At 61.7% G+C, this 25,749-nt stretch carries 24 protein-coding genes; 8 read left to right on the forward strand and 16 right to left on the reverse strand.

Translation table 11 applies throughout. The features are described from left to right. Positions 1-4 precede the first annotated feature (4 nt). Genes ACLD1Y_RS06570 through ACLD1Y_RS06580 form a run of 3 tightly spaced genes read right to left on the reverse strand, consistent with a single transcriptional unit; the run spans position 5 to position 2,357 of the window. Positions 5-919, reverse strand: a complete 915-nt coding sequence (locus ACLD1Y_RS06570) for a biotin-dependent carboxyltransferase family protein (RefSeq protein ID WP_429476501.1) — start codon at positions 917-919, stop codon at positions 5-7. Continuing rightward, positions 916-1,620 (reverse strand): 5-oxoprolinase subunit PxpB, encoded by a 705-nt coding sequence (gene pxpB / locus ACLD1Y_RS06575; protein WP_429476503.1) that lies wholly within the window; start codon positions 1,618-1,620, stop codon positions 916-918. The genes ACLD1Y_RS06570 and pxpB overlap by 4 nt, the downstream gene beginning before the upstream one ends. Then, on the reverse strand, positions 1,617-2,357 hold the full coding sequence (locus ACLD1Y_RS06580) for a 5-oxoprolinase subunit PxpA (RefSeq protein ID WP_429476505.1): 741 nt from the start codon (positions 2,355-2,357) through the stop codon (positions 1,617-1,619). Before ACLD1Y_RS06580 ends, pxpB begins: the two co-directional genes overlap by 4 nt. A 176-nt stretch (positions 2,358-2,533) precedes the next feature. On the opposite strand from ACLD1Y_RS06580, the gene ACLD1Y_RS06585 reads away from it, so the two are divergent. Continuing rightward, positions 2,534-3,454, forward strand: a complete 921-nt coding sequence (locus tag ACLD1Y_RS06585; RefSeq protein WP_429476507.1) for a LysR family transcriptional regulator — start codon at positions 2,534-2,536, stop codon at positions 3,452-3,454. 127 nt (positions 3,455-3,581) lie between these two features. On the opposite strand, the gene ACLD1Y_RS06590 is transcribed toward ACLD1Y_RS06585, so the two are convergent. The 3 genes from ACLD1Y_RS06590 to ACLD1Y_RS06600 are packed head-to-tail and all read right to left on the reverse strand — an operon-like array spanning position 3,582 to position 5,464. Then, the gene (locus ACLD1Y_RS06590; RefSeq protein WP_429476509.1) at positions 3,582-4,124 is read right to left on the reverse strand and encodes a DUF2937 family protein; all 543 of its coding nucleotides are present in this window, start codon (positions 4,122-4,124) and stop codon (positions 3,582-3,584) included. Between the two features lie 11 nt (positions 4,125-4,135). Next, entirely contained in the window at positions 4,136-4,912 is a 777-nt protein-coding gene (locus ACLD1Y_RS06595; RefSeq protein ID WP_024074057.1) for a class II glutamine amidotransferase, read from the reverse strand. 21 nt (positions 4,913-4,933) lie between these two features. Further along, a complete protein-coding gene (locus ACLD1Y_RS06600) occupies positions 4,934-5,464 on the reverse strand; it encodes an MFS transporter (RefSeq protein WP_429476511.1) in 531 nt (176 codons plus the stop codon). Positions 5,465-5,488: 24 nt separating this feature from the next. Here ACLD1Y_RS06600 and ACLD1Y_RS06605 point away from each other — a divergent pair, with 24 nt between their 5' ends. Both ACLD1Y_RS06605 and ACLD1Y_RS06610 read left to right on the forward strand, forming a co-directional pair. Next, positions 5,489-7,531 carry a S9 family peptidase gene (locus ACLD1Y_RS06605; protein WP_429476513.1) on the forward strand — a complete coding sequence of 681 codons (2,043 nt, stop codon included), beginning with the start codon at positions 5,489-5,491 and terminating at the stop codon, positions 7,529-7,531. A gap of 66 nt (positions 7,532-7,597) precedes the next feature. Beyond that, a complete protein-coding gene (locus ACLD1Y_RS06610) occupies positions 7,598-8,071 on the forward strand; it encodes a cyclic nucleotide-binding domain-containing protein (RefSeq protein ID WP_429476515.1) in 474 nt (157 codons plus the stop codon). On the opposite strand, the gene ACLD1Y_RS06615 is transcribed toward ACLD1Y_RS06610, so the two are convergent. Beyond that, positions 8,068-8,346: a hypothetical protein gene (locus ACLD1Y_RS06615; RefSeq protein ID WP_429476517.1), complete on the reverse strand. Its 279-nt coding sequence runs from the start codon at positions 8,344-8,346 to the stop codon at positions 8,068-8,070. The two genes, ACLD1Y_RS06610 and ACLD1Y_RS06615, sit on opposite strands and share 4 nt — an antisense overlap. 78 nt (positions 8,347-8,424) lie before the next feature. Between ACLD1Y_RS06615 and ACLD1Y_RS06620 the strand changes: the two genes are divergently transcribed. The 4 genes from ACLD1Y_RS06620 (at position 8,425) to ACLD1Y_RS06635 (ending at position 10,617) form a co-directional block, all read left to right on the forward strand. Then, on the forward strand, positions 8,425-9,111 hold the full coding sequence (locus tag ACLD1Y_RS06620) for a spermidine synthase (RefSeq protein ID WP_032888736.1): 687 nt from the start codon (positions 8,425-8,427) through the stop codon (positions 9,109-9,111). A gap of 60 nt (positions 9,112-9,171) precedes the next feature. Continuing rightward, entirely contained in the window at positions 9,172-9,546 is a 375-nt protein-coding gene (locus tag ACLD1Y_RS06625; protein WP_003210675.1) for a YajD family HNH nuclease, read from the forward strand. A 194-nt stretch (positions 9,547-9,740) separates the two neighbouring features. Beyond that, positions 9,741-10,208 (forward strand): RNA methyltransferase, encoded by a 468-nt coding sequence (locus tag ACLD1Y_RS06630; protein WP_003189607.1) that lies wholly within the window; start codon positions 9,741-9,743, stop codon positions 10,206-10,208. 67 nt (positions 10,209-10,275) lie between these two features. Further along, positions 10,276-10,617 carry a YgaP family membrane protein gene (locus tag ACLD1Y_RS06635; protein ID WP_429476520.1) on the forward strand — a complete coding sequence of 114 codons (342 nt, stop codon included), beginning with the start codon at positions 10,276-10,278 and terminating at the stop codon, positions 10,615-10,617. A 143-nt stretch (positions 10,618-10,760) separates the two neighbouring features. On the opposite strand, the gene ACLD1Y_RS06640 is transcribed toward ACLD1Y_RS06635, so the two are convergent. Together ACLD1Y_RS06640 and ACLD1Y_RS06645 are read right to left on the reverse strand one after the other, a co-directional pair. Beyond that, positions 10,761-11,981 carry a hypothetical protein gene (locus ACLD1Y_RS06640; RefSeq protein WP_429476522.1) on the reverse strand — a complete coding sequence of 407 codons (1,221 nt, stop codon included), beginning with the start codon at positions 11,979-11,981 and terminating at the stop codon, positions 10,761-10,763. 13 nt (positions 11,982-11,994) lie between these two features. Further along, on the reverse strand, positions 11,995-12,444 hold the full coding sequence (locus ACLD1Y_RS06645) for a YcgN family cysteine cluster protein (protein WP_065950524.1): 450 nt from the start codon (positions 12,442-12,444) through the stop codon (positions 11,995-11,997). A 156-nt stretch (positions 12,445-12,600) separates the two neighbouring features. Here ACLD1Y_RS06645 and ACLD1Y_RS06650 point away from each other — a divergent pair, with 156 nt between their 5' ends. Continuing rightward, complete coding sequence (locus tag ACLD1Y_RS06650; protein ID WP_429476524.1) at positions 12,601-13,185, forward strand: nitroreductase family protein; 585 nt, start codon at positions 12,601-12,603, stop codon at positions 13,183-13,185. A gap of 48 nt (positions 13,186-13,233) precedes the next feature. Here the strand turns inward: ACLD1Y_RS06650 and ACLD1Y_RS06655 are convergent, their stop codons facing one another. The 7 genes from ACLD1Y_RS06655 to ACLD1Y_RS06685 form a co-directional block, all read right to left on the reverse strand. Continuing rightward, positions 13,234-17,640, reverse strand: coding sequence for an SET domain-containing protein-lysine N-methyltransferase (locus ACLD1Y_RS06655; RefSeq protein WP_429476526.1), 4,407 nt, complete (start codon positions 17,638-17,640; stop codon positions 13,234-13,236). A 45-nt stretch (positions 17,641-17,685) separates the two neighbouring features. After that, positions 17,686-20,856 carry a hypothetical protein gene (locus ACLD1Y_RS06660; RefSeq protein ID WP_429476528.1) on the reverse strand — a complete coding sequence of 1,057 codons (3,171 nt, stop codon included), beginning with the start codon at positions 20,854-20,856 and terminating at the stop codon, positions 17,686-17,688. A 136-nt stretch (positions 20,857-20,992) separates the two neighbouring features. Continuing rightward, positions 20,993-21,925 (reverse strand): D-2-hydroxyacid dehydrogenase, encoded by a 933-nt coding sequence (locus ACLD1Y_RS06665; RefSeq protein ID WP_429476530.1) that lies wholly within the window; start codon positions 21,923-21,925, stop codon positions 20,993-20,995. A 107-nt stretch (positions 21,926-22,032) separates the two neighbouring features. Further along, positions 22,033-22,326, reverse strand: coding sequence for a YcgL domain-containing protein (locus ACLD1Y_RS06670; protein WP_429476532.1), 294 nt, complete (start codon positions 22,324-22,326; stop codon positions 22,033-22,035). Then, on the reverse strand, positions 22,323-23,456 hold the full coding sequence (gene rnd, locus ACLD1Y_RS06675) for a ribonuclease D (protein ID WP_429476534.1): 1,134 nt from the start codon (positions 23,454-23,456) through the stop codon (positions 22,323-22,325). Before rnd ends, ACLD1Y_RS06670 begins: the two co-directional genes overlap by 4 nt. Positions 23,457-23,578: 122 nt before the next feature. Next, positions 23,579-24,178 (reverse strand): class I SAM-dependent methyltransferase, encoded by a 600-nt coding sequence (locus ACLD1Y_RS06680; protein WP_429476536.1) that lies wholly within the window; start codon positions 24,176-24,178, stop codon positions 23,579-23,581. Between the two features lie 90 nt (positions 24,179-24,268). Next, entirely contained in the window at positions 24,269-25,639 is a 1,371-nt protein-coding gene (locus ACLD1Y_RS06685) for a glutamine synthetase family protein (RefSeq protein WP_429476538.1), read from the reverse strand. Positions 25,640-25,749 lie beyond the last annotated feature (110 nt).

The raw sequence follows: 25,749 nt of genomic DNA on the forward strand, positions 1-25,749 counted from the left end.
GCTTTTAGCCATTTAGAAACCGCTGCAAGAAATCAATGTGCTGCCGATGCGCCGTCTCCTGCACCACCGGCGCCAACCGCACCTTTTCCCCCGGCAGACACTGCGCCAGTCGCGCCAGCGACAACGGCGTCAATGCGCCCAAACGCGGGTAGCCACCAATGGTCTGCCGGTCATTGAGCAACACAATCGGCTGCCCATCCGGCGGCACCTGGATCGCGCCCAACGGAATCCCTTCGGAAATCAACGACGGCCCCTGGTACTGCAACGGCGTGCCCAACAGGCGCATGCCCATGCGGTCGGCGCGGCTGTCCAGGGCCCACTCGGTGTTGAACGCATCGAACAGGCTTTGCCCGCTGAACTGGCCGATCTGGGCGCCGACGATCACATCCAATGGGGCGCTGGCAGGCAAGCCTGGGTTGCCCAGCACTTTCATCGCGCCGCCCACGCCGGAATAGGCCAACCGCCCACCTTCGGCCAATGCCTTGCCAAACCCGTCCACACCGCCCAACTCCTCACGCACAACCGTGGCGCAACTGCCCAGCACATCCGGCGCATCAAAGCCGCCCGGAGCGGCCAGGTAAGCCCGTGCGCCATTGAATGGCTGGGTGAAACGCAGACGCTGGCCCTTCTGCAAGATAAAACTGCGGCCGGGGCTGACGGCACGTTCGTCGATGTAAGCGCCGAGGTCCGCGCCCGCCAGGGCCAGCAGGCAGTAATCCTCGGCCAGTACGGTGAAGCCGCCGAGGGTAATTTCCACCACCGGCGCATCCAGCGCATTGCCCAGCAGCCAGTTGGCCCAGGACATCGACACCCAATCCAACGCACCGCCCTGGGTGACGCCCAGGTGGCGCACGCCAAAGCGGCCGGCGTCCTGCAACAGGCACAGCGGCGTGCTGGCCTCGATGATCAAGCGGCTCATACCTGCGCCTCCAGTGGCGTGTCATCGCCGCCCAGCTTGATGAACTCGGCATGCTCTACAGGCTCGAAGCGCACCGTATCGCCTGGCTGCATCAGGCTGTAGCCGTCGCGCTCGCGGTCGAATAATTTGGCCGGGGTGCGCCCGATCAGGTTCCAGCCCCCCGGCGACACCACCGGGTAGGCGGCGGTCTGCCGCTCGGCAATGCCCACGCTGCCGGCCGCCACGCGTTTGCGCGGGGTGTTGAGCCGTGGGGTGGCGAGGATTTCATCCACCAGCCCCATAAAGGCAAAACCGGGGGCGAAACCGAGGGCAAACACTTGGTATTCATGGGCGCTGTGGCGACGAATCACCTCATCGACCGTCAAGCCGCTGCGCTGGCTGAGCAAGCTCAGTTCAGGGCCGACGCTGAGGTCGTACCACACCGGCAATATATGCCGCTGGCCGCTGCCCTGGGCTTGCGGTTGCAGGTCAGTGAGGGCCTGGTCGATCAGCTCCCGCGCCTGGGCCGGGCTCAATGTGGTGAGATCGTAATGCACCATCAACGTGGTGTAGGACGGCACCAGGTCCACCAACGCCGCGCCAAAGCCTTCGCGCAGGCGCTGGGTGGCGGCGAGCATCCACGGCATATTGGCTTCGGCGATCACGTCAAACAGACGCACCATCAGGCTGTCGATAGCGACTACTTCGATCCGTGGCTTCATGCGCGCGTCAACGCCTGGCGAATGCGCTGCACGGCGGCGATTGAGCTGGCGTTGTCGCCGTGTACGCACAAGGTGTTGGCCTGCAAGATCAACGGGCTGCCGTCGCTGGCGATCAGGGCTTCACCACGGGAAATAGTCAGGGCCTGCTGCACGATGGTCTCGGCGTCGTGGTGCACGGCACCGGGCAACTGGCGCGATACCAGATGGCCGTTGCTGTCATAGGCACGGTCGGCGAAGGCTTCGAACCACAGGGTTACGCCGTATTCATCGCCCAAGGCCTGGGCCGCGCTGTTGTCGCGTGTGGCCAGCAGCATCAGCGGCAGGTCGGCGTAGGCCGCGATGGCCTGGATGACGGCACGCAATTGGGCCGGGTTGGCCATCATGTCGTTGTACATCGCGCCGTGGGGTTTGACGTAGCTCACGCGGGCACCTTGGGCACGGCAGATACCGTCGAGGGCACCGATCTGGTAGTGCAACAGGTCCTGGATTTCCTGCGGGGTGTAGGCCATGGAACGGCGGCCAAAACCTTGCAAATCCTGGTACGCCGGGTGCGCCCCCACTTGCACACCATGCTTGAGCGCCAGGCTGACGGTCTTGCGCATGATGCTCGGATCGCCCGCATGGAAACCGCAGGCCACGTTGGCGCAATCGATGAACGGCATGACCTCGGCGTCCAGACCCATGGTCCAGTTGCCGAAGCTTTCGCCGATGTCACAGTTCAGTAGAAGGCGGCTCACTGTGGGGTGCTCCTGTAGGCATTGTTATTTTGTAGTGTGGGATTTTTAACGCAGAACTCGCAACTTGTCCTGACACCCCAACGACGCTTATCGTGCAATGGCTCGATTTTTGGCGCTGGCACCGTGCGGCGTCCAACTAATAAAAACCGATCCATGCATAAGAAAAAGTTGATCCCATGAATTTGAAGTTCCTCGAAACCTTCGTCTGGGTGGCCAAGCTCAAGAGCTTTCGCCTGACCGCCGAGAAGTTGTTCACCACCCAGGCGTCGATCTCCAGCCGCATCGCGGTGCTGGAAAGCGAGTTGGGGGTGAAGTTGTTTCTGCGCGACTCGCGCGGCGTGAGCCTGACCCCGGAAGGCCTCAAGGTGCTCGATTACGCCGAGCAGATGATGGTGACCATGCAGGGCCTCAAGCAGTCCCTGGAGACCACCAGCAGCAAGGTCGGACGCATCCGCATCGGTGCCATGGACACGGTGATCCACACCTGGCTGAGCCCACTGGTAGCGGAATTGATGGACCATTTCCCCCTGGTGGAAATCGAGTTGGTCGCCGATACCGCACTGAACCTCAGCGATCAGCTGCAAAAAGGCTTTCTCGACCTGATCCTGCAAACCGACCTGCTGCGCCTCGAAACCGTGCGCAGCCTAGAATTGTGCAGCCACCCCATGGCCTGGATCGTCGCCAGCCAATCGATCTACCACCGCGATTACGCCTCCCTGGCCGAACTGGCCCAGGAACGCATCATCACCTACTCGAAAAACTCCCACCCGCACCAGGACGTGCTCAGCCTGATGCAAGCCAACGGCGTGGCGGCACCGCGCATGAACTGCGTGAACTCGGTGTCGGCGATTACCCGCTTGTTGCGCGATGGCTTCGGCATTGGTGCGCTGCCGCCGGTGCTGGTGATGGAGGAATTGGCGAAGGGGGAATTGGTGATGTTGCCAATGGAGCAGCGTTTGCCGAATTTGCAGGTGGTGGTGTCGTGGCGGGTGGGGGTGGAGTTGGTGGAAGAGATTGTGGGGTTGTGCCAGAAGGTAGTTGCCCGCTATGCCGAAGAAGTCGGCGAAGACAGAATGCAACTGAGCTCACAAACCTAACTGAAAAAATAGAGATCCAAATGTGGGAGGGGGCTTGCTCCCGATGGCAGTGGGTCAGTCAATACATCTGTGACTGAAGCACCGCTATCGGGAGCAAGCCCCCTCCCACATTTGACCGAGTTGGGCTTTAGAGACCTTTCAGATCTCGCTCTTCAATTGGCCGGCTCTGGCGCAACCGCTTGCCGCCCAACACCACCCAATCGATCAAGCGGAACAGGCATTCCAGACCGAACGACAACAACATCGCCCCGCCCAAGCCCCAGCCCATGGCCTCTGGCGTCAGCAAAATCTGGTAGCTGTAGCCATTCCAGGTCTCCTGGCGAATGTCCGGGTCAGCCGCCACTGCCACTTGCAGTGCGCGGATGTACCAAGGCCCCTGCATTGCCTGGAATTGCTTGTCCAACGCCACCTGGCGATCCAGCATGGCGCCCAGGCTGTTGGCGTCGCTCTGGAACACCGGGTCATCGCTGGCACGGTAGTGGGCCACCAAGGCCTTCAAATCACCGTTGAAGAACTGCTGCGCCGTGGATTCAAACCCGCGCAAACCAGTCTGGGCCTCGATCAAATGGGCTTCGACACGCTTGGCGTAGTCGTTGATAAACCCCGGCACTTGCACGCCCACCAACAAACCCATGGCAAACAACACCAACCGCAGATAACTGAGCAACATGGTCGATATCCTTACTCGGTAATACCCTGGCTGACGCATTCACCACGTCGCCACAGGCTCCATTGGCCCGGTTCGTAGCGGGTCCAGTTTTCGTTGTCGGTCAACGGCTCGGTGGCGATCACCGTCACCACGTCATTGGGGGTGGTTTCGGCCTGAAAATCCACGATCACGTCGACATCTTTCAAGCGCGCCGGGCCAAAGGGTGCGCGCCGGGTGATCTGCGCCAATTTGGTCGAGCAGTAGCAGAACAGCCAGTCACCGTCGCTGAGCAGGCAGTTGAACACGCCTTTGCTGCGGTATTCGGCACAGGCGGCGATCAGGTCCGGCAGCATCTGTTCGATGTCCACCGGCTCCGGGAAGGCTTCACGTACGCGGTTGAGCAAATCGCAGAAGGCCGCTTCGCTGTCGGTGTCGCCCACCGGTCGATAGAACGTGGCGCGCGGGTTGAAGTCCGCCAGCTGGCCGTTGTGCGCAAAGCACCAGTTGCGGCCCCACAGCTCGCGAACGAACGGGTGGGTGTTGGCCAGGCTCACCTTGCCCACGTTGGCCTGGCGGATATGGCCGATCACCACTTCACTTTTGATGGGATAACGCTGCACCAGCAGTGCGACTTCCGACTCGCTGCTGGCGGCCGGGTCCTGGAACAGGCGCAGGCCACGGCCTTCATAGAAGGCGATGCCCCAACCGTCACGGTGGGGGCCGGTGCGCCCACCGCGCTGCATCAGCCCGGTAAAGCTGAACACGATATCGGTGGGGACGTTGGCACTCATGCCCAATAATTCACACATGCCAGGGCTCTCGCTGCAACGTTAAAGGCGCGGTTCGACGCGCAGGCCACTCACAGGCGCCGGACGGCGGAAAGGTTCGTCATCGTCTGCCGGCTCCGCAGCCAGCGCCGCATCGGCCGCTGCCTTGCGCTCACGGCGGGCATTGGCGGCGCGCTCGATGGGCCAGCGGATCAGCACGATCACCAGGTACACGCCAAAAGCGATCATCGTGTACATGAACAAATCGGAAATCGCCCGCCAGGCGTTGTTACCCACCTTGAGCAGCAGGTCCAGGGCGGTGATGGCCACGGCGGGTGCAAACTGGGTCTTGACCGGGTCGACCACGGTCGGGCTGAACAGCAACACCGCCATCAGCAATTGCAGCGGCTCGCGCAACCAACGCCAGATCCAGCGGGTCATGCGCCACCACACCAACAGGCAGCCCAAAGCGGCGAAGGCGTAAAGGCCCCAAGCGGTCAGATAGTCGTTCTCGGTCATGGTGTCCATGGCAACGTAGGCAAACAGGCGGCTATAGTAACGACTTTTGCGTGTCGCGGCTGCAAAGCCTGCCACCGTCCGCCAGACAGAGAGTGATCCATGCCGACTTCCACCGCCCCGATCGCCCGCAAAGCCCCAGGCCAGGACCCCTACGCCTGGCTGCAAGAGCGTGACACGCCAGAGGTGCTCGACTACCTCAAGGCTGAAAACGCCTGGCAGGAAGCCCAACTCGCCGACCAGCACGCCCTGCGCGAAAGCCTGTTTGAAGAGATCAAGGGCCGTATCCTGGAAACCGACCTGTCCCTGCCCTCTCCGTGGGGCCCGTACCTGTATTACACCCGCACCACCGCAGGCGACGAATACGCCCGCCACTACCGCTGCCGCCGCCCGGCCGATGACGGCAATCAGGTGGACGATGCCAGCGAAGAACTGCTGCTGGACCCCAACGTGCTGGCCAACGGCGGCTTCTTCTCGTTGGGTGCTTTCAGCATCAGCCCCGACCACCAGCGCCTGGCCTACAGCCTCGACACCAACGGTGAAGAGATCTACACCCTGTACGTGAAGGAATTGGCCACCGGCAAGGTCAGCGAACTGGAGTTCCAGGACTGCGACGGCAGCATGACCTGGGCCAACGACAGCCTCACGCTGTTCTTTGGCGAACTGGACGACACCCACCGCCCCCACAAGCTGTATCGCTATCGCCTGGACGGCACGGCGGCGCAGCAAGTGTTCCACGAGCCTGACGGGCGTTTCTTCCTGCATTGCTACCGTTCCAGCTCCGAGCGTCAGTTGCTGCTGTCGTTGGGCAGCAAGACCACCAGCGAAGTCTGGGCCCTGGACGCCGAGCAGCCACACCTCGACTTCACCTGCCTGGCACCGCGTGTCGAAGACCATGAATACGATGTCGACCACGGCCAGTTGAATGGCGCGTGGACCTGGTTTATCCGCAGTAACCGCGATGGCATCAACTACGCATTGTTCGTGGCGACCGACATTGGCGACGTGCCGACCCAGGATGAGTGGCAAAACCTGATCCCCCACAGCGACGAGGTGATGCTCGACGGCGTGAGCCTGAACACCGGCGCCATGACCCTAAGCCTGCGCATCGGCGGCCTGCCGGTGATCGAAGTGCACCCGCAGGGCCTGTCGGCCTATCGTGTGGAATTGCCCGACGCCGCCTATAGCCTTTACGTACAGAACAGCCTGGAATTTCCGAGCGACAAGATCCGCCTGCGCTACGAAGCCCTGAACCGCCCAGCCCAGGTGCGCCAACTGGAACTGGCCAGCGGCGCTCAAGTGGTGCTCAAGGAAACCCCGGTGCTCGGCACGTTCAATGCCGATGACTATGTGAGCCAACGCCTGTGGGCCACTTCCGTCGATGGCACCCAGGTGCCCATCAGCCTGGTGGTCAAGCGCGACCAGATCGGCAAGCCCACGCCACTGTACCTGTATGGCTACGGCGCCTACGGTTCGAGCCTCGACCCGTGGTTCTCCCACGCGCGCCTGAGCCTGCTGGACCGAGGCGTAGCGTTTGCCATCGCCCACGTACGCGGCGGCGGCGAACTGGGTGAAGCCTGGTATCGCAACGGCAAGCAGGAGCACAAGCAAAACACCTTCAGCGACTTTATCGCCTGCGCCGAACACTTGATTGCCGAAGGCCTGACCACCTCCAAGCAATTGGCCATCAGCGGCGGCAGTGCCGGTGGCCTGTTGATCGGCGCGGTGCTCAACCAGCGCCCTGAACTGTTCCAGGCAGCGATTGCCGAAGTGCCGTTTGTCGATGTGCTCAACACCATGCTCGACCCGGAGTTGCCGCTGACCATCACCGAGTACGACGAGTGGGGTAACCCGCAAGATCCTGCGGTGTACGAACGCATCAAGGCCTACGCGCCGTACGAAAACGTGCGCGCCCAGGCCTATCCGCACCTGCTGGTGATCGCCGGCTACAACGACAGCCGCGTGCAGTACTGGGAAGCGGCCAAGTGGGTGGCCAAGCTGCGCGACACCAAGACGGACGACAACCTGCTGCTGCTCAAGACCGAACTGGGCGCCGGCCACGGTGGGATGAGCGGTCGTTACCAGGGATTACGTGACGTAGCGCTCGAATATGCATTTGTGTTCAAGGCGCTGGGGTTGATTTAGGAACTTAACGGGGCAGTTCTGTCTGAACACAGGACCGCCCCTGTTTGATGGACCCAGATTGCAGCCATGTCACAACCGACCTTATTGAATAACGAAATCCGCGACATGCTGATGGACTGCGGCCTGTTCGATCCGCTGTCGCCGGAAGATTTCCACGTCGCCGCCGGCTACTTCAATATCAGCAGCATCGCCCAAGACGAGGTGATCTTCCTCGAAGGCGATGCCGGCACCTTTATGTGCATCCTCCACAGCGGCCAGGTGGCGGTGCAGAAAACCAACCACGACGGCCAGCGCCTGACCATCGCCACCCTGCGCAGTGGCCGGGCCTTCGGTGAAATGGCCGTGCTCGACGGCGAGCGCCGCTCGGCCAGTTGTGTGGCGGCCACCGATTGCGTGCTGTTGAACCTGGGCAAGGACTCCCTGGAAAAGATGCTCCATGACGCCCCCCGGGTGGCCGCCAAGATCATCCGCGCCATTGCCATTGCCCTGTCCAAGCGCCTGCGCATGGTTGATGGGCAATTGCTGTCCCAGCAGTACTAGCCGCCGGGCGTCTTGGGCTTGCTGTCGTTTTGCAGCAGGCCGGGCACTGTCTGGTCCTTCGGTGGGGTCGGCAGCACGATAGGCACCAGGGGTGGCGCGCCGTTTGTCTTGGGCACGGCCGGTGGGGTGATTTGCGGGTACAACGTTGGCGTCGGGGTGCCCGGTGCGCCTGGCGTAGGGGCTGGCGCGACCGGTACGGTTTGCAACTCCTGAGCCTGGGCCGCACCCAATGTGAGCGCGCCGAGCACAATGACCGTTAGAATGCTGCACTTCATCGATGGCTCCATGGCCTGACCGGAATGCCCCAAGGCTACTCCCAACCGCGCAAGAATGCCCTTCCCAATGAGATTTCCATGAAACGTTTCGTTCTGCTGGACACCACCCCGATCCCCGACAACGGCGGTGCCTTGTGCCTGTTCGAATACGGTGAAGACTTTGTCATCAAGATCCAGGGCGGCGACGGCGGCCAATTGATGAACACGCGCATGCACGGCTCCGAAGATGCGCTGGCCGAGATTCCCTGCCGCAAGGTCGCCGGTCGCCCCGATTCACGGGTATTGATCGGCGGCTTGGGCATGGGCTTCACCCTCGCCTCGGCGCTCAAACATCTGGGCAAGACTGCCGAAGTCGTCGTCGCGGAGTTGGTGCCGGGCGTGGTGGAATGGAACCGTGGACCACTGGGGGAAAAATCCGGCCGCCCACTGCTGGACCCGCGCACGGTGATCCGCATGGAAGACGTGGCCAAGGTGCTGCAGGCCGAGCCCCAGGGCTTTGACGCGATCATGCTGGACGTGGACAACGGCCCCGAAGGCCTCACGCAAAAAGCCAACAGCTGGCTCTACTCCGCAGGAGGCCTCGCCGCCTGCGCCAAGGCCCTGCGACCCAAGGGTGTGCTGGCGGTGTGGTCGGCCAGCGCCGACAAGCTGTTCAGCGACAAACTGCGCAAGGCCGGATTCAAGGCCGAGGAAGTGCAGGTGTTTGCCCATGGCAACAAGGGCACGCGGCACACCATCTGGATTGCGGAAAAGCTCAAGGGCTAATTGCGCCGCGACCGGCTAGAATCAAGCGTATCCGTGACCACCCGATAATTAGGAGCCATGATGAGCTCAACCAACCCGCCCTCCCACACCGCCAAGCTGGACCGCATCCTCGCCGATGCCCAGCGCGACCGGGAAATGGGCTACCGCGACAAAGCCTTGAAGATGTACCCCCACGTCTGCGGCCGCTGCGCCCGCGAATTCGCCGGCAAACGCCTGAGCGAACTGACCGTGCACCACCGCAACCACAATCATGATGACAATCCCCAGGACGGCTCCAACTGGGAGTTGTTGTGCCTGTATTGCCACGACAACGAACACTCGCGCTACACCGACCAGCAGTACTTCGGCGAAGGCTCCACCAGCAGCCCGACGATTGCCAAGGCTACGCACAACCCGTTTGCGGCGTTGGCGGGGTTGATGAAGAAGGACGACTGATAGTCCTTTGTTGCCTGTACTGGCCTCATCGGGGGCAAGCCCCCTCCCACATTTGTTCGCGTACATCTTTTGGAATGCGGTCGAATGTGGGAGCGGCGGTGCGACGATTCGACTTGCTCGCGAAGGCGATCCCACAAACACCACATGAGCCCAAGGCCGTATAATCGCCGTTTTCCTCCAAGGCACCCTTCCCCGTGGGCAATAAACGCTACAGCTGCATCGGCCTGTATAACCCCAAATCCCCCGAAAACGTCGGCTCGGTGATGCGCGCCGCCGGCTGCTACGGCGTGGCCTCGGTGTTCTACACCGGCGTGCGCTACGAGCGTGCGCGGGATTTCATCACCGATACCAAGAAGGTCCACCACGACATTCCGCTGATCGGCATCGATGACCTGAAAAAAATCCTGCCCCTGGGCTGCATTCCCGTCGCCGTGGAACTGGTGGAAGGCGCCCGCCCCCTGCCGGAGTACACCCACCCCGACCGTGCACTGTACATTTTCGGCCCCGAAGACGGCTCCCTTGATAAAGAGATCCGCGACTGGTGTGAAGACGTGGTGTATATCCCGACCACCGGTTGCATGAACCTCGCCGCCACCGTCAACGTGGTGCTGTATGACCGCCTGGCCAAGGGCAACAACACCCGTTCTGGCCCCAAGTACTGATCTTTTGGGAACATCCGGCGCCTGCGCGCAGTCAGCTACTTATCAATAGCCTTGTTGGAGACAGATCATGAGCGACAGCAAAACCTTGCGACCTATCATCGAACACACCCCCTTCGAGACCCAGCCCACACAAAACGTGCACGGCTGGGAGCGCATCGGCTCGGTGGCCGGTGGTGTGATGATGGTGGGCAAAGGCCTGCGCCGTGGTGGGATTTTCGGGTTGATCCAGGTGGCGATTGGCGGTGTGGCGCTGGCTCGCGGGTTTACCGGGCACAGTTCGCTCAAGGACAAGTTGGAACAAAGCCGGCAAGAGATGAACAGCGTGCGTACTAAGATCGAACGGGCGGGTGCCGAGCTGAAAAACTTAAAGACCAAAGCCGAAGTGGCTGCTGAAAAAACCACTGGCTAACAACGATCTTCCTAACAATGGAGATCTAAATGTGGGAGCGGGCTTGCTCGCGAATGCGGTGTGTCAGTTAAAGATGAGCTAACTGACACACCGCCTTCGCGAGCAAGCCCGCTCCCACATTTGGTTCTGTGCAAGGCTTGGGATCAGTGCAATAACTTGCTGTCCAGCACCACCGACGACTCGCCAATCACACTTTCAGCCAACTGCACAAACTCCGCCGTGGTAATGCTGTTCGCCCGCATCACCGCCTGCGCCAAATCATCCAGCGAGCGCTTGTTATGGGTTTTCACCCGAATCTCGCGATCCAACTCCTGCAACACCACCACCGCCCGGGAAACCGTCGCGCCGCTGACGTGCTCGCCGCGCAAGGTGGTCACGTCCTTGCCCTCCTTCGCCAACCTGGCCTGGATCGCCTGATAGCGCTCATCCGTGATACCACCCGCACGGCGCACCAGTTCGATAGCGTAGTACTCGGCCATGCCTTCGCTGATCCAGTCGCTGGTGTCGTGATCATTGAAGCGACCAATCGCCTGCACCACTTCGCGGATCAGCGGGCTGCTGCCGTTCTCACTGACCAACGGTGTGCGGCTGTTGAGGTAAATCGAATCACGCGCCGAAAAAGCACCGCGCCGCATCGGGTCACTGGCACCCACTACCAGCAGCTTGGCCGGATGCCGTGGGAACGCCGCTTCCACCTGGGGCCAGACGAAGGTCAGCAACGTCAGCACGTCCATGCGGCGCATGGCCTGGCCCTTGGGCGAGGCCACGGTGACTTCGGTCTCGCCCAGGCGCACCCGGCGGCTGCCCAGGGTGCCAGCGAGCATCCAGCCAGTAGGTCGGTCGAACAGGCGGGACACATTGTCGATGCGAAACGTGTTCTTGCCGATGCGCGGCCAGGCCGTCTCGATGCTTTTCCAGCCAGCCGGCAGTTCGAATGCCAGGCGTGAGACCAACTCGATGCCATCTTGTTGGTCGAGACGGGCGGTGGGCACCAGGTCTTCGCCACGAAACAGCGCCCAACTCGGCGTCATGCGGGCTTCATAGATGCCGGGCTTGCGTGCGTGGGTCAGGCGTACGCGGTAGGTCAAGCTGGCCTTGCTCGCGCTGGGTTGCCACAGGCCACGGCTGCCGGTGACACGCCACTGGCCGTCGGCCTTGAAGTCGCTGTAGTCACCGTCGTGGCCCAGGTCGAAATCCAGGCTGCGCACCGCCGCACCCTGGGACAGGCTCAGGCGCACCTCGGCTTGATCGCTCTGGGGCAGCAACTTGACGTGGTAATCCAGGTCGACTTTCTTCGCGCACCACGCAGGCATGCTCAGCGCCAGCACCATGACCGATGCCGCCAGCTTGGTTGCCACCCTCATACACACTCCTTGTTCAGCCTGCGCGGAAGATCAGGTAATCCTCCCAGTCGTCTTCGGGCACGCTGCCTTCGCTAAGCATGCGCCCGGACTGGGAAATACGTTCGTGGTGCACGGCGTCACGGTCGCCGCAGACCAAGTGGTGCCACAGCGGCAGGTCCTTGCGCTCACTGACCAGGCGGTAACCGCAGGTCGGCGGCAGCCATTTGAACTGGTCGGCCTGCCCCGGGGTGAGCTGGATGCAGTCGGGCACCGAAGCGCGACGGTTGGGGTAGTCGCTGCACTGGCAGGTTTTCAGGTCGAGCAGTTTGCAGGCGATACGCGTGTAATAAACGCTGTTGTCGTCTTCATCCTCAAGCTTTTGCAGGCAACACAGGCCACAGCCGTCGCACAACGACTCCCACTCCTCCTGGTCGAGGTGTTCGAGGGTTTTGCGTATCCAGAAAGGTTCGACTTTGGCGGCCATGGCTCTAAATCAGTATCGGTAGGTGAAAAGGCCGCCAGTCTAGTGCCCAAGGCCCGTGGAACCAAGTGCTTGCGACTGGCGGTGTAACAACACTTGTCAGTCTAGCGGGCGCGCAGTAGCTTTGAACGCCGAATTGACCCTCAGGAACCGCTGCCCATGACACGTGTTGCCGATTACCCGATCCACACTCAGTTCACCGAACGCTGGTCGCCGCGGGCGTTTACCGGCGAGAGCATTCCGCAAGAAACCCTGCTGAGCTTCTTCGAAGCGGCACGCTGGGCCCCCTCCGCCTACAACTCGCAGCCATGGCGTTTTCTGTACGCGCGCCGCGACACGCCGGACTGGGAGCGTTTCCTCGGCCTGCTGAATGAATTCAACCGTGGTTGGGCGCAGCACGCCTCAGCGCTGGTGATCATCGCCTCGAAGACCGACTTCACCGCCCCCGGCGCCAGCGAAGAAACCCCAGCGCTGTGGCACACCTTCGACACCGGTTCCGCCTGGGGCCACCTGGCGTTGCAAGCCAGCCTCAGCGGCTATCACACCCACGGCATGGCCGGCTTCGATCAGGAACTGACCCGCAAAGAGCTGAAAATCCCCGAAGGTTATGCCCTGCATGCCGCCGTGGCGGTGGGCAAGCTGGGGGATAAATCGACCCTGCCGGAATACCTGCAAGGTCGTGAAGCGCCGAGCCCGCGCCGGCCGCTGAGCGAGCTGGTGTCGGAAGGTGATTTCAGCCTTTGACGCCCCATTCAGCTGCACCCCGACAGGTGCAGCTTCAGCGGTGACCGATCAGGCGTCGGGATCGAGCTTGATCGCAATGTCAGGCACCGGGTTGTAGAACGGGCCATAGTCCACCAACAACTCGTCGCCGGCCTTGATGTCTTTGAGCGACACGTAGAACGTCAAGTTCTTCCCCACCGAAATGGACGCGACGTTATTCGCCTGCCACGCCGGCCCGTTCCTGAGCTGCGACGTATTGATCAGGCTCAGGGTATTGCCGGTGTTCAGCGCGCTCACCGAACGACTGCCTGAGCGTGTACCGAACAGATAGGTCAGCACCGCCCGCGAGCCTTGCTTGCGCTGCTCCTCAAACAGCGACGCTTCGGATGCATGATATTTGCCTGAATATGGCCCCAGCACTTCGAACTGGGGAATATCGCGCCGCGCCCACACCGACGCCCCGCGCGCCGGCCCGCCATCGTCCAGCGGCGTAATCACCTCCATCGCCTCATCGAACTTGGCGCCGTGATTGCCTTCACTGCGCAGCCAGTCTTTGATCGAGGCCTTGATGCGGTTGCCAACCGAGGTTTTCTGCGCCGAACCCAACCCGTCCAACAGACCATTCCAGTTGGAGATCCGTATGTCATCGATAGGCCCCTCCAGCGCCTGGGTCAGGCTGAGCTTGGGGTTCGACGGGTCTTGCAGGATGGGCAGCGAGTTATCCACCTGATGGGGGCCCAGTGTGCGCAACGGGGGGGCATCGGGCTCAAGCTTGATGACGGGCGGCACGACCGGCGCGGGCGCGGGAGCCTTGGGGGTTGTCAGATCCAGCGGTTCCTCCTGCACCGGATCCAAGGGGTCAGAGGCCGGACGTTTACGTGAGGGGCCAGGGGTGGGCAGCGATGTCGGCGGTTGGACAGTGACGCCCGCAGGCGTACCTCGGCTACGCCTCAAACCTGCCGGGCTCAAGGAGCCGTCGATATAGACATACGCAGTCCACGTGACAGGACTGAGGTTGTGCTGACGTCTGAACGCCGCAGGCGTGACCCGATTGCCAGGCTGCTGGACAAGCTGGTGCCACTGCCACAAATGCCCGTCGGTCAGCGTGTTGTAGGTGCCGCCGCCGGCCGTGAACAGTAGTGCTTCGCCGCGGGCGGCAAGATTGCCGGTTTGCAGAACGTGAGCCTTGAAATCGCTGATGGACAGGTTATGCACACCGGCAAAACCCTCCATGGTCATTGCATCGCGGGCTTGCTGCGTCATCCCCTGCCAATCACGCAGATGCGCAGGTTTGATCGCATTCAGCGCAGTACCCGCCGCGCGATCACGCACGATGATTCCCGCAGCGCTCAAGCGGCCATCGGCCTGCACAAAGTGCGCCCAGGTGGGTGGGTTGAGCCGATGCTGCTTGGCGAAACCTTGCACGGTTATTTTTTGCTGTTGCACAACGGGAAGCGCTTCCCACGCGCGCAGGTGGTCCGCGTTGATATACACACCGCCCAGTGCGCCCAGGCGCTGCCACTGATCGCCTTCGACATGCTGGACCAGAAGCTCGGTTTGCCGATTGTTGTGATAGATCCGCGCTTGAACTGCACCGTCTTCGCCGCGCGTGACTTGGCGAACCTCATACACAGCGGTTTGCCCGGCACTGTCGGTATGGCGGATGTAGGACGAGTGGCCGTCGGCAGCCACGTAAACGCCCTGGCTGTTGCGTGAAATACCCTTGATGGTTGCGTCCGGCACATTGAACGGCCGAAACAGGGCGTTGCTCAATGCACTGCCCGGTTCCACGTAGGCGCTGCCGGCCACACCCTCCACGGCATGGGTATAGGCAGTGAAGTCGTCGAGCGGGCTACCATAGGCGCGCATTGTTGCCGTATCGAACGCATACCATTGGCCGTTATGCAAAACCGCGCCACCTTCCACACGCTCGCCCGCCACCTTGAAGGCGCCGGTAGCCGCCGCGTCGTGCTGCTTGCTGACGGCCTTCAACAGGTGATAACTGCCGCTCGCGCCCCGGAGTGCGTTGACCGCCTCCAGGCCTTTGGAGAGCACTCGCTGCATGCCTGCGACGGCGAGCCGTGCCCCCCCCAGCGCCAAGTCCCCTGCGCCGCTCAAGGGGTTGACCGCTTCAATAGCGGTAGCACCAATGAATCGCGCCGCCCTGGCCGCCCCCCGCACACTGGAAAAACCTTTTGAGAGCGCCTTCCCGGCTTGCGCGGCCTTGCCGGCCCCCAGCGTGACCAGCCCGATGAAATCCAGGCTCAAATCGAACAACCCATCGGCCACATTGCCGTTCTTGAAGTTGACGATGGCCGATCTCAGCGGAATCAGGTTCAGGAAGAACTCGCCGATGGCCTTGCTGGTCGATGCGGCTTCGTCAAAGGAGGTCACCCCCCTGGCCAGCTGCAACAAGTCGTCATTACGCAGGTCAAGTGACTTGGCAAATGCCTGAGCGATGTAATCACTGCGCGTTGAAGGCATCTGGCTGGGCGGTGTGTTCTTGAAGGGTTCAAGCACCACCGTTTTGCTCACGACGTTGGCGTTGCGGTGGTGCAGGTTTTTTTCCGTGTAAGGCGGTGTATAGCGTGCCCGCAGATAATTCTGCTGCTTGATCGTGGCATTTCGCGTGTCGATCTCATAGATATTGACCTCCCCGCCACGCGTGGTTTTTACCTGCAAGGTGTGCCCGCGATTAGTCAGGGTAGGCTTGGAGGTCATGTCCATGGCCAGCGTGTAGTCATTGGTATGAAAGAACTCCAGTTGCCCGAGTTCCAGGTTCTGCCGGTCCTGGGGCGGCAACGTGGACATCAAGTACTTGGCCAGGCCTTGCTGGCCCGCTTCGATGGAGGTGATCGCCTGGTCGTACGCGGACTTGAACGCCGCCGAGACATCCAGCTTGCCAGCGGCATAGCGTTGGCAAAACGAGGTGATGGGAATGCGTGAGTCCTGGGACACCCAATGTTCATTCGGGCCCAACTGGCCGCCATGCATGACGATATCCAGCATGGACTGCATGCCGGGAAATCGACCAGGACGCCCTGGAATCAGGAATGCCTTGTGCAGGGTCGGCGCCTCGAAGACCGTGGGGTCGAGCTCAGGGAAGGCTTGCTTGAGTGCGTCCAGCGCCATCTCCCGACGGCTGGGAATAGGCGTTTGCGCCAAGGTATTCGCGGTCTTCAAGGCCGCCAGCTGGCTGTTGTAGGCCGTCTTTACTCGCTCATACTCGGTGTCTGTCGGCGCAGGGGGGTTCAGCAAGCCATTTGCCACACCCCAGTCGGTCAGGGCGTTTTGCTGCGCCTGGCGAAGCACAGGTTCAGGCGTGTCGAGCTGTTCGGCCAACGTCAGCACTTGAGCGTAATCGAGGTTGAGCGCACGCCCTGGCGAGTCGGCCTCGATCCGCGCCGTCGCAATCGCCAGTTGCACCCACGTGAGGCTACCGTAAGTCACGCTGGGGGGAATGCCCTTGACCAGCAATTGCGGCGCCGATTTGGCCAATAACAGACGGGCGCCCAAGTCGGCAGTTTGCGTGGTCACCCGCCCCTTTTCCAGTAGATGCCGGCCCAGGCTCTCGATGACCGTTGCCGCTGTTCGGCCCCAATGCCCGTCTTGCGCCAGGTCGAAACCGGCGACGGTAGTGCGTGCCGGCGCGGCCAACGATTCCGGGGCCAACCCCAGCTGGATGGCCGCCAGCAGGTAGGCATTAACGCTGCTGTCGCTGGAGAAACCCTCCAGCTTTGCCTGGATCGCCTTCCCCAGCGCCTGGGCCTTGGGGGAACCAAGCAACTTCTCCACTGCAACACTCGGCGCGCGCAAGTCGGCCTCAGTGACTGAACTGCCACTGAGCAGATAACCCAGGACACCTTTGTGCGCGTCGGCCAACGGCAAGCCAGCCAGCCCGGTAGTTGAGCTTTGCAGCAAGCCGATTATCGACTGTTGCGCCTGCACACTGAGCGGTATCGGCCAGGCCTGCGCGCCGCTGAAATTGCCCAACGGGTGAACCTGTGCCCGCCTGGTCACGATTTGGTTTAGCTCGAACAACGCGGCCCAGGTGGCAGGAAGGGCCAAGCCACTACCTTGCAGAAACGTCTCAAGGCTGACACCCCCCGGCACAGTCAGCGCCTGCTGACGGTAAAATGTGGAATTTTCGCACACCGTCATTGAGCTATTTCGCAGGTTTGCCACGACCTCGGCTGCAAACTGAGTGGTGTTTTGGCCCTGCTCCAGGGGCACGCCAGAGGGGAATCGCTTATTCACTGCCTCGATCAGCGTCTGTAACTTTTTAGCCAAGGTTTGCCAATTGCAGCTGTCGCCAAAAGCGGCTTTCAATGCTGCTGGATTATCCAGGCTAGGCGCAGCGACCTGCGGGCTCAGCGCCTGGGGCTGATTTGCCACCGCCGTCGAGGGAGGGTTGGCGACCGGCACAATCGAATGCTCGTCACGCAAAGCGTTATGGGGGGGGTTAATGACCGTCATGAGAGGTGTCCTGTCTATGGTTGCAAGTCATCTGGCGTGAGCTGATCAAGCCGTTTTGGCGAGCAGTTCGCTGAACTCCCGGCGGACCTTGTCCTTTTTCCGGGCGTACACATCGCTGACGCCCGGCACCATGAACTCCGCCGATAGCGCATCCATGTCCACGGGATAAATCTTCTGGTCTTTTGCGCTGTACATGAAGTTCGACAACTGTGGGTCGTTGTGAAAAATGTCCTTCGCTTCCATCTGCGCAAGCACATCATCGAGCAACGATCGCGCGTGCGCAGGCAAGCTGCCCTTTTCGATTTGGCTGAGGTCCACGCCGTCGATCCTGCCCATTTTTATGTACTTGCGGCCCTCATCGACCATCACGGCGGCAAAGCCTTCACCGTAGTATTTGTTCAAGTTGACCACTTCCATGTTGATATGCCCCTCAGCCGTGGTTAACCGGGTAGGCCCCAAGTCCTTGTAGACACTTTTGCCGTCCAGGCTCGCGTACACGATACCTTCGCCACCCCGGCCAATTTCCGGCCCAAGGTCCGCTTTGACCGACGGCGGGCTACCGCCCAACGCGCCCAGACGCTGCCATTGATCACCCTGGACATGCTCGACCAGCAGCGGCGTTTGCCGGTTGTTGTGATAAACCCGCGCCTGCACGGCCCCCTCTGCGGTCCGGGTCACCTGGCGCACTTCGTACACAGCACTCAGGCCGGTGCTGTCGGTGTGGCGGATATGCGCCAGGTGCCCGTCGGCGGCGACGTAGACACCGCGACTGTCAGGCGTAAGCCCGGCAATTCGCGAAGCTGGCACCTTGTAGTTGGCAAATTGTGTATTGCTCAATGCCCGGGCGGGTTCGATATTCGCGGCTTTGATCACACCGTCCACGGCGCGGATTCTTGGCGTGAACCCGTCAAGAGGTGCGCCATAGGGCCGCATCCTGTCAGGGTCGAAGCCATACCATTTGCCGTTATGCAGCACCGCGCCGTTTTCAGTGCGCTTGCCCGCCACCTTGAGGCTGCCGGTCGCCGCTTCACCATAGTGTTTACTCGCAGCTTTAAGCAGGTCGTAACTGCCACTGGCACCCCTGAGCTTGTTGACCGTCTCCACGCCTTTGGCAGCGCCTTGACCCAGCAAACGCACGCCGCCCTTGGCCAAATCCCCCAGCCCACTGAGGGGGTTGAACGCCTCGATTGCAGTAGCCCCCAGAAAACGCACGGCCTTGGTCACCGCCCCGACGCTGGAAATACCTTTGGCCAGCACCTTGCCCGCCTGGGCCGCCTTGCCGGCGCCCAACGTCACCAGGCCGATCACGTCCAGGCCCAGGTCAAACAGGCCTGCGCCGACGTTGCCGTTGCGGAAATTGACGATGGCCGAACGCAAGGGAATGAGGTTGAGGAAAAACTCGCCAATGGCATCATTCCTGGCTCGCCCCTGGTCGTAGGAGGTGTAGCCCCGGGCATGGTTGAGCAGGTCGTCATTGTGCATGTCGAGCGATTGGGCGAAGACCTTCGCAATGTAGTGGCTGCGCTGGGACCCCAAGCTATCGGGCGTCGTTGTTTGCACCGTCTTTTCGCCGGCCCGGTGCGCCTGATCCTTGAAGGGGTCGAACAGCACCGTCTTGCTGACGGTATTCGCCACCCGACTCTCCAGCTTCGCGGCGGTATAGGGCGGCGTGTACGTTGACTTCAGGTAATCGCGTTTTTTCACGCTGAACGCGCGGGTGTCGAGCTCATAGATATGGGTCTGGCCATCACGAGTCACCTTCACATCCAGGGTATGCCCGCGTTTTTTCAAGGCCAGGGGCGTAGTGAAGTCCATGGCCATGGTGTAGTCATTGGTATGAAAGAACTCCAGCCGGCCATATTCGAAGTTCAGGCGATCTTCGGGTGGCAGCGTGGAAATCAGGTAGAGAACCAAGCCTTTATGCCCGCTTTCAAGGGCCTTTATGCTCTGTTCATAGGCGCTGGCGAATGCGCCCGAAACATCCAGCTTGCCGCTCTCGCACAGCGCACAGAACCGCTGGATCGGAATGCGTTTGTCCTGGGAAATCCAATGTTCCTTATCCCCCAGCTTGTCTCCCTCCATGACGATATCCAGCATGGAACGCATGCCGGGAAACACCCCGGGGCGCCCTGAATTGAGCCAGGCTTTCTGCAAGGTCCTGGCTTCAAAAACGCTGGCATCCACTTCTGGAAATGCCGCCGTGAGCTGGGCCAGTGCCAACGCCTTGCGGTCGGGCACTTCGGTTTGCAGCAAGGTGACTGAGCGCGTCAGGGCACTCAGCTGACGGTTGTAGGCGAGCCGGATACGCTCCATTTCAGCTTCGCCAAGCGGGGTTGCATTGCTTTCAACAACACCATTGACCGCCGCCCAAAGGGCCAGGGCATTACGCTGGGTGGCTTGCACGCCCGGCGAGTCGGCGCCGATCTCTTCGGCAGCGGCCAGCACCTCGCTATAGCTCATGTTCAGGACACGGCCGGGTGAGTTCGCCTCAAGTTTGGCCGTGGCAATCGCAAATTGGGTCCAGAGGAGACTGCCGCAGGTCACGCTGGAGGGCACGCCCTTGACCAGAAACTCAGGCGCCTGGCCGGCCAGCAACAGCTGTGCGGCCAGTTCAGCGGTTTGGCGGGTGGCCCTGCCCTGCGTAACCAAGTGCCCGGCCAAGCCTTGGATCACTGCCGCAGCGGGTGCCCCCCAGTAGGAACGCTGCGCCAGGTCAAACCCGGCGACGCTGTTGGGTAAAGCACCCTCACGGGACTCAGGATCAAGCCCCAAATGGATAGCTGCCAAAAGGTAGTCGTTGAGGCTGGTGTCCGTGGCGATCCCAGCCAGCTTGTCCTGTATGGCCTGCCCTAACGCTTGGGCCTTGGGCGAGCCGAGCAGTTTCTCGAGCGCTTTGCCCGGTGTCTTCAAGTCAAGCTCGGACACCGCACTGCCACTGAGCAAATACCCCAACGCCCCTTTGGCCCCTTCGGCCAATGGCAGACCGGGCAGGCCGGACGCATCACTTTGCAACAATGAGCGCAACGAATCCTGGTCCGATTTCGGCATCGGGATCGGCCAGCCCAGCGCGCCGCTGAAATTGCCCAGAGGCGGCACCGGTGCCACCACCTGGGGAGTAGGCGACTGAAGCGCAAAGTTCGTCGAGGGCGTCGGCGTGGCGTTGGCCGCGCGGGTTACAGGTAATGATGGAATACGAGAGGTATTGATGACGTGCATGGGAGCGACCTGTCCATAGATGGAAAAACTTCCGCCCGCACACCTTTCGGCGTTGTAGGCGCTCACTGGGTGTAAACACCCAGTGAAGCAGTTCCAGCTTGACTGTCAGCTTTTGTATCGGCGGAGCTGTTGCAGGTCAGTAGCCGCGTTCGAAATCCACTTCGCCGCGCAACGCTTCCTTGGCCTGATACGCCCGCACATTCTGCATAAACAACTCCACCATCAATTGCGGTGACGTCGGTGCCGAACTGTGCCCGGTCAGCAGCAACCCCCAGGCTGTCCAGAACGGATGGCGTTGCGGCAACGGCTCCTGGCGGCATACATCAATGACCGCGCCCGCCAAATGCCCTTCCTTCAAGGCTTCGACCAGGTCGGCATCGACCACGGCAACACCGCGCCCGACGTTGATGAACAGGCCAGTGGGCTTGAATTGCTTGAACAGCACCGCGTCGTACAGGTCGTGTGTGCTCGGCGTGTTGGGCAGCAGGTTGATCACGTAATCCACCTCCCCCACCAAACGGCCCAACTGGTCCAGACCCGCCACTTCGATAAACGGTGCCTGCTCCCGTGCACTACTGGCGATGCCATACAGCTTGACGCCGAACGGCACCAGGAACTCGGCGACGCTCTGGCCGATATCGCCGGTGCCCACGATCAGCACCTTGCGCCCTGCCAGGCTCTGGCCGGTGCGGCCGTCCCACTTGCGTTCCACCTGGCTGACCAGGCGTGCCAGCACTTCGCGCTCGTGGCCGAGCATATAGGTGAGCACAAATTCAGCCATGACCTGGCCATAGATGCCGACGGCGCGGGTCAGGCGATAGTGGCGTGGCAAGCCATCGGCCAGCAGTGGCGTGATGCCTGCCCAGGTCGATTGCAGCCACTGGGGCTGGTGACCCTGACGCAACAAGGTGGCCAGCAGGTCCGGTTGGCCCAGCCATACCGGGCAATCGGCGGCCAGGCGTGAAAGTTCGGCCGAGTCGCCGCTGGTCAACACTTCAAGGTCTGGCGCCACCTCGCCCAGCAATTGGGCGTAGAGCGGGTGATCCTGTTCAGCAATCAGAACACGCATGCTTAAAACCTTTCAAAAACAGTGCAGACGGCCGCCCGCATCCTTACGGCCACCGCCCGGTAATACGATTCCATTGAAGACGGTGCCCCGCATAGGGCACCCACCGATCACATCGGGTCGTTGCGGCGCAGCAGCTCTTCGGGCAAGTGCTCGATGTACTCGTCCTCGGCCGGTGGCATTTGCAGGTGGTAGCCCTGCTTTTCGAGGTTTTCCAGGACCTGGACGATGTCTTCCTGTTGCAGCTTGCGCTCGGGCGTCAGCACCAAGTCAAACGCGTGGGCCGGTTTGCCGAAAATCGTCAGCAGGCCTTCGGGCACGCGCTCAAGGGCGTCGCTCTTGAGCACATAGAGGTACATGCCGATGCGTTTGGTGCTGCGGTAGATGGAGCAAATACGTTTCAAGGCTGTTCTCCGGCAGTGGCCAGGCTGTCGAGCAGCGCCTGGCCCATCAACTCGCGGCGCCAGCCACGCAGCGAGTCTGGCAATTTATAAGGCCCATCGGGATAGCCACTTTTAACCAGGGCTTCGAGGGTTTTCTTGCGCAGCATCAGTTCCGGCGCCATGTCCAGGCGCTCGGCTTCGGCCTGGCCCAGGGCACGCAGTTGCTTGATCAGCGCAGCGGCGTCCACCGGCAACGGCTCGGCCACTGCGGGAGGCCATTGGTCGATGGACACACTGCCGGCGCGCTTGATCAGGTCCAGCAGGAACTGGCCGTCCTGACGCACGGTGCGCGGGTGCATGTCTTCGATCTTGCCCAAGGCCGCGAGGTTGTCCGGCTGGGTTTTGGCCAGTGGCCACAACGAGTGTTCGCGGATGATGCGGTTGCGCGGCAGGTCACGGGCACGGGCTTGCTGCTCGCGCCAGGCGCACAGTTCACGCAGCACGGCGAGCTGGGCGCGGGACAGTTTCCAGGCCAGCTTGGCGTCGCGGTACACCTCAAAGGGGTCGACTTCGCGGCGCAGGTTGGCCACCAGCTCGGCACCGTCTTCCAACACCCAGGCGTACTTGTCGTCGGACAGCTGCGGGCGCAGGCGCGTGTAGACTTCGGCCAGGTGCACCGCATCTTCGGCAGCGTAGCTGATCTGCGTCTCGGACAGTGGTCGCTGCAACCAGTCCGAACGGGTCTCGCCCTTGGGCAGCTCGATATCCAGCACGGCTTGCACCAGGCGCGAGTAGCCCATGGAGAAACCGAGGTTCAGGTAGGCCGCGGCCAACTGGGTGTCGAACAGCGGCACCGGCAAGCTGCCGGTCAGGCGCAGCAACACTTCGAGGTCTTCGCTGCAGGCGTGCACCACCTTGATCACCGCCGGGTTCTCCAGCAAGGCGGCCAAGGGTTGCCAGTTGTCGATGGTCAGGGGATCGATCAGGTAAGCGCGTACGCCATCACCAATCTGGATCAGCCCGGCAATGGGATAAAAGGTGTCGACCCGCATGAATTCGGTGTCGAGGGCGACGAATGGCAACTGCTGCCATTCGGCGCAATGCTGGCCGAGGCTATCGTTGTCGCAGATCCAGTGAATATCGATGGCCACACGGCTCTCCCTTGAAGAATGGCGCGCAGTATATATCGCGAAAGGGACTTGCGAGCATCCGCAGTGCACAGGCAGCCATGAAAACTCGGACAGGATAGTAAGAATAGTCCGACAGACGGAGCTTATCCTCTCTTACGCAGTACGTAGACCCGCCAGAGTTTGGAGCCGGGGATGAATTCCTGGTGGCTCAACACTTCAAAGCCCGCCTGACGAAACTCGTCCTCTACTGCTGTACGAGAATTGACGGAGACGATCACCGTGTCACGGCTGACCCGGTGAAACTCGCGCAGCAAGGCCAAGCGCCCCTCGCTGCTGGGCACATGACGAAACAATTCCAGGCAAAAAATACAGTCCACCGCATTCGCCGACAGGCCGATGGAAAACGCCGAGCCCTGGAACGTCTTGACCCGCTTGAGCAATGCCGCCGGGTGATGGGTGCGCGCATGGTCGAGCATGTCCTGGGAGTTGTCCGAGGCCAGGATCACCCGGTTGACGTGCTCGGCCAACACCGGCCAGAACCGCCCCGAGCCACAGGCCAGGTCGAGGATCAAGCCCGGCTCACCGGCCACTTTAAGTGCTTGGCGCACCAACCATTCGTCGCGCCATGACGCCAGGCGCTGCATCAGCCCAGGCGGACGCGTGTCAGCGCAGACCCTCGCATGTTCACGGCCACAGCGCTCGGCGTATTCGATCTCGATGGAGGAAGGAGGTTGTGGCGACATCACGGGCTCATATGAGTGAAACGGTAGTGAACGACCTTGATTCGCAGCTTAACCAGCACAACGTGAAAAAAAGGTCGAAACCACCGAGGCTCACGCCTGATGCAAATACCAACGCCAATCCTGCTCCCCCACCTCCCCCATGAACTGGCGATATTCCGCGCGCTTCACCGCCAGGTATACGCCGAGGAACTCGCTGCCGAAGGCTTGCTGTGCCCACGCGGAGCCTTCCAGCGCACGCAAGGTGGTGAGCCAGTCGGTGGGCAGTAACGCCTTAGCCTGGGCATACCCGTTGCCCTCCACCGGCGCTCCGGGGTCGCGTTGCTCGCGAATACCTCGGTGGATACCGGCCAGGATTGCGGCGGCGGCCAGGTACGGGTTCGCGTCGGCGCCGCAGATGCGGTGTTCGATATGCCGTGAGTTGGCCGGGCCGCCGGGCACGCGCAGGCTGACGGTGCGGTTGTCTACGCCCCAGGTGGCCGCCAACGGCGCGTAGCTGTTGGCCTGGAAGCGGCGGTAGGAGTTGGCGTTGGGGCAGAACAGCAACAGCGAATCGAGCAAAGTGCTGAGCATGCCGCCCACCGCCTGGCGCAGCAGTGGCGTGCCGTCGGCCGCTTCGCTGGCGAACAGGTTATTGCCCTGGGCATCCGCCAGGCTCACGTGCATGTGCATGCCGGTGCCGGCCAGGTCGTCGAACGGTTTGGCCATAAAGCAGGCCGTCATCCCGTGTTTATGCGCCACGCCTTTGACCAGGCGTTTGTAGCGCACGGCTTCGTCCATGGCTTGCAGGGCGTCGGCGCGGTGCTCAAGGGTGATCTCCACTTGGCCAGGGGCGTATTCGGAAATCGCTGTGCGCGCCGGAATGCCTTGCAGTTTGCAGGCGCTGTAGAGGTCGGCGAGGAAGGGTTCGATTTGCTCCAGTTCGCGCAGGCCGTAGACCTGGGTGGAGCGTGGTCGCCCGCCTCCTACATCCCGCGCTGGTTGCGGGCGGCCGTTGCAGTCGGGCGTCTGGTCCAGCAGATAAAACTCAAGCTCCGCCGCCATCACTGGGTAATAACCATCGGCCTTGAGCCCGTCGATGACCCTGGCCAGCAAATGCCGGGGATCGGCCACAGTGGCGGGCAAGCCTTCGGTGGGGTGCATGCTGACTTGCACCGCCGCTGTGGGAATCAGGCGCCACGGCATCGGCTGCAAGCTGCCGCTGATCGGGTAGGCGCGGCAGTCGATATCGCCGACATCCCAGACCAGCCCGGAATTTTCCACATCATCGCCGTTGATGGTCAGGCCGAGGATCGTGCTGGGCAGCGGCCGCCCGCTTTCGTACACCGCCAACAGCTCGTCGCGGTGCAGCAACTTGCCACGGGGCACGCCGTTGTTGTCGAGGATAAACAGCTCGAACATCTCGATATTCGGGTGCTGCTCAAGGAAGGATTGGGCTTCGTGCAGGCTCGCGAAAACACTCATGGGAATACTCATACGTTTGTGTCGGGCAGGCACGCAGGCGCGCGCCATCTTTAGGCGTGGATCAACGTAGGAGGCAGGAGTCTGGCGGGCGGGCGTGACGACAGTGAAAC

Origin of the sequence: Pseudomonas sp. 18175 (assembly GCF_050432925.1) — a bacterium.
Taxonomy (GTDB): domain Bacteria; phylum Pseudomonadota; class Gammaproteobacteria; order Pseudomonadales; family Pseudomonadaceae; genus Aquipseudomonas.